The 2,979-nt window shown below is 68.5% G+C and carries 1 protein-coding gene and 1 pseudogene; both read right to left on the bottom strand.

What is annotated here, in order from left to right; all coding sequences use genetic code 11:
• Nucleotides 1–326: pseudogene (locus AC1D34_RS36090) on the bottom strand (HlyD family type I secretion periplasmic adaptor subunit); the annotation flags it as partial.
• A gap of 57 nt (nt 327–383) precedes the next feature.
• Nucleotides 384–2,979: cadherin-like domain-containing protein (locus AC1D34_RS36085; protein ID WP_476826851.1), on the bottom strand; the 2,596-nt coding region annotated here is incomplete at its 5' end.

The following is a 2,979-nucleotide window of genomic DNA, read 5'->3' as shown; positions in this document are numbered from 1 at the left end:
ATCGAGAGCTCGGCCTTGGTCTGGACATCGTCGAGCCAGAACAGGGTCTGGCCTGCCTCGACCCGGTCGCCTTGGCGGACCCCGATCGCCTGGACGACGCCGCCGTCGCGGTGCTGCACCTCCTTGAGGTTCTGATCGACCTTGATCGAGCCCTGGGCGATCACGGCGCCGTTGAGATGGGCGCTSGCGGCCCAGCCGCCGCAGCCGACGACCAGGAGCAGGGCGAGCGCGGTACCGGCGAGCATATGCCGGCCGAGCCCGAAACTCGGCTCGCGCCCTTCCCTGGCGTCCCCGCCCACCTGCGATGCGACATTGCGCCTGGTCATATCCGTCTCTCCCGTCAGCGGACCCGGGATGCGAGGCCGAGCTGCCCCGCACCGAGGTCAGTAATAGTAAAGCCTGTGGCTGCCCTGGATCTCGATGGAGTAGTCCTTCTCGTCGTTCTGCTCGAGAAAGACATCGACATAGGTGTAGTCGTTGTCACCGATCTTCTCGATGCGGAAGCGGAAGGGCTGGCTGGCAGTGCCGGCCTCGTCGCCATAGGCGCTGGCGAACGGATCGGCCTCGTCCCCGGGCGCACCATTGGCGGGATCGTCATCCGTGCGGATCTGGTACTGGCTGACGATGATGCGGTCGCCGGCCTCGAGATCGAGGATCTGGTGGATCAGGTCGCGGTCATCCTCATCATAGGCCACATCGAAGGAGAAGCAGTCGTCGCCGGCACCGCCGGTCAGCGTCACTGCGTCGGCACCGATGGTGAAGTGGTCGTYGCCGCTGCCGCCGATCACCGCCTCGATATTGGAGAAGCTRTCCTCGCCGATCTCGACGCTGACCGCCTTGCCCTCGACCACGTTGATGTCGATGCATTGCGTCGCCTGGGAGTAATCCAGTGTGTCGCAGCCGCTGCCGCCATCATAGCAATCGGCCGTGGCATCGAGYGTGCCGATGATCACGTCGTTGCCGGACCCGGCTTCGACCCGGTCCCTGCCCCCACCGCCATCGAGCGTATCCGCGCCGCTGCCGCCTTCGAGCCGGTCGTTGCCCGCCCCGCCATCGACGATATCGTCTCCCGCGTCACCCTCGATCCGGTCGTCGCCWGCCTCGCCGAAGAGCCGGTCATTGCCGGCATTGCCCTCGACCCKATCGTCGCCGGCGCCGGCGAAGACGACGTCGTCATCCGCGTCGCCCTCGATCCGGTCGCRCCCATCGCCGCCGAAGACGATGTCGTTACCGGTCCCGCCATGGATCTGGTCGTCACCGGCGCCGCCCGCGAGATGATCRTCSCCGGAACCGCCRTCGAGCACATCGTCGCCGGCATCACCGGAGAGCGTGTCGTTGCCAGCCTCACCGAAGAGYCGGTCGTTGCCGCCGCCRCCGGCCGCTGCATCGTCGCCSGCGCCGAGCTGGGCCGTGTCCTGGCCGGCGCCGAACTGGACGAGGTCGACATGAGCGCCACCGGTGACGACATTGTTGCCGTTGCCGGTTCGGACCGTGTCGTTGCCGTCGCCGGTGAAGATCGTGTTGTCGCCTTCKCCGCCGTCGATCYRGTCGTCGCCGTCGCCACCGTCGAGGATGTCGTCGCCGTCCTCGCCATAGACCTGGTCATTGCCGGCGCCGCCCATGACGTGATCGTCGCCGGCATCGCCATGAACTTCATCATTCCCGGCGCCGCCATCCACGGTGTCGTCGCCCTCATCGCCATGGGCGACGTCGTTGCCGGCATCCCCGGCGATCTGGTCGTCGCCGGTGCCGCCCTGGATCACGTCATTGCCGTCACCGCCGGAGAGCTGGTCGTTGCCGGCGCCGCCGACAATGATGTCATCGCCAGCCTCGCCGAAGATGATGTCGTCGCCATCCTCGCCGAAGAGCTKGTCGTCGCCGTCRYCGCCATRGATCGTGTCGTTGCCCTCGCCGCCATAGACGATRTCGTTGCCRCGGCCGGCATAGATCAGGTCATGGCCGGCGCCGCCGCGGATGAAGTCGTTGCCGGCGCCGCCATGCAGGATGTCSGAGCCGCCGCGGCCGTCGATCACGTCATTGCCGTCGCGCCCGTCGATCAGGTCGGCGCATTCGGTCCCGGTCAGGCTGTCATCGCCGGCCGTGCCGTTGATCTCGGTGAACTCGACGACGCTGAAGAGGGCGGTCTGGGCGACCGCGACGGTGTCGTCGCTGACCTCATAGCTCAGCGTCACCGGGCCAAAATAGCCGGGCGTCGGGGTGAACTCCCAGCCACCCTCGACCGCGGTCAGCGTGCCGCTGGAGGCGGTGAGATGCCTAACCACGAGCGTATCGCCATCAGGATCCAGCGCCCCTGCGAGCAAGCCGATCGCGGTGATCAGCAGCGTCTCGCACCGCCCGATGCTGCGCAGGYTGACSACRCCGGCAAGCAGCGGGGCGCGGTTGCTGCGCGGGCTCCCGGGGCCACCGGGACCGCCGGGATTCTCGCCACCGGGTCCGCCCRGGCTCTCGCCGCCCGGGCCGGAATGGCTGCCCGGGCCGGGATGGTGGCCGCCCGAGGGCCCGTCGATATGGGCCAGTCCCTCGAAGCCATGGGCCCCGCCCGAGCCGCCGGCACTGCCGGAGAGGCCGCCGCCATGGCTGAGCGTCACGTTGTCATTGCTGGCCGGGTCCCCGAAGACATCGAGCTTGGCCGGCGAGAAGCGGCGCAGCGGCAGTTGCTCATAGTCGATCGGCGGGGAATCGATGCCGAGGAAGGCGGCAAGCCCGSCCGTGCCGACAGCCTGGCCGCCGGAGCCGATCGCCTGGTCGGGCTCGGGTTCCTTCTTGATCGCGCCGGTCTCGTCCTSGGCCTCCTTGTCCGCCTCCTCGGCCTGCGCCTGCCTCGAGGGGCCTCCCCCAGCCGCATCCTCGCCCGGGGGCTCGGTGGGCGGACCGAGATCGGACTTGGCGTGGCTGGGGAAGAGGCTCTTGACGTAGATGGGAAGAGGCTCTTGACGTAGATCGCGACCGCGGTCAGCG

Source organism: Allobosea sp. P1_A7 (genome assembly GCF_056406775.1).
The sequence above is the reverse complement of the archived record's forward strand: the minus strand, read 5'-3'. Positions and strand labels throughout refer to the sequence as shown.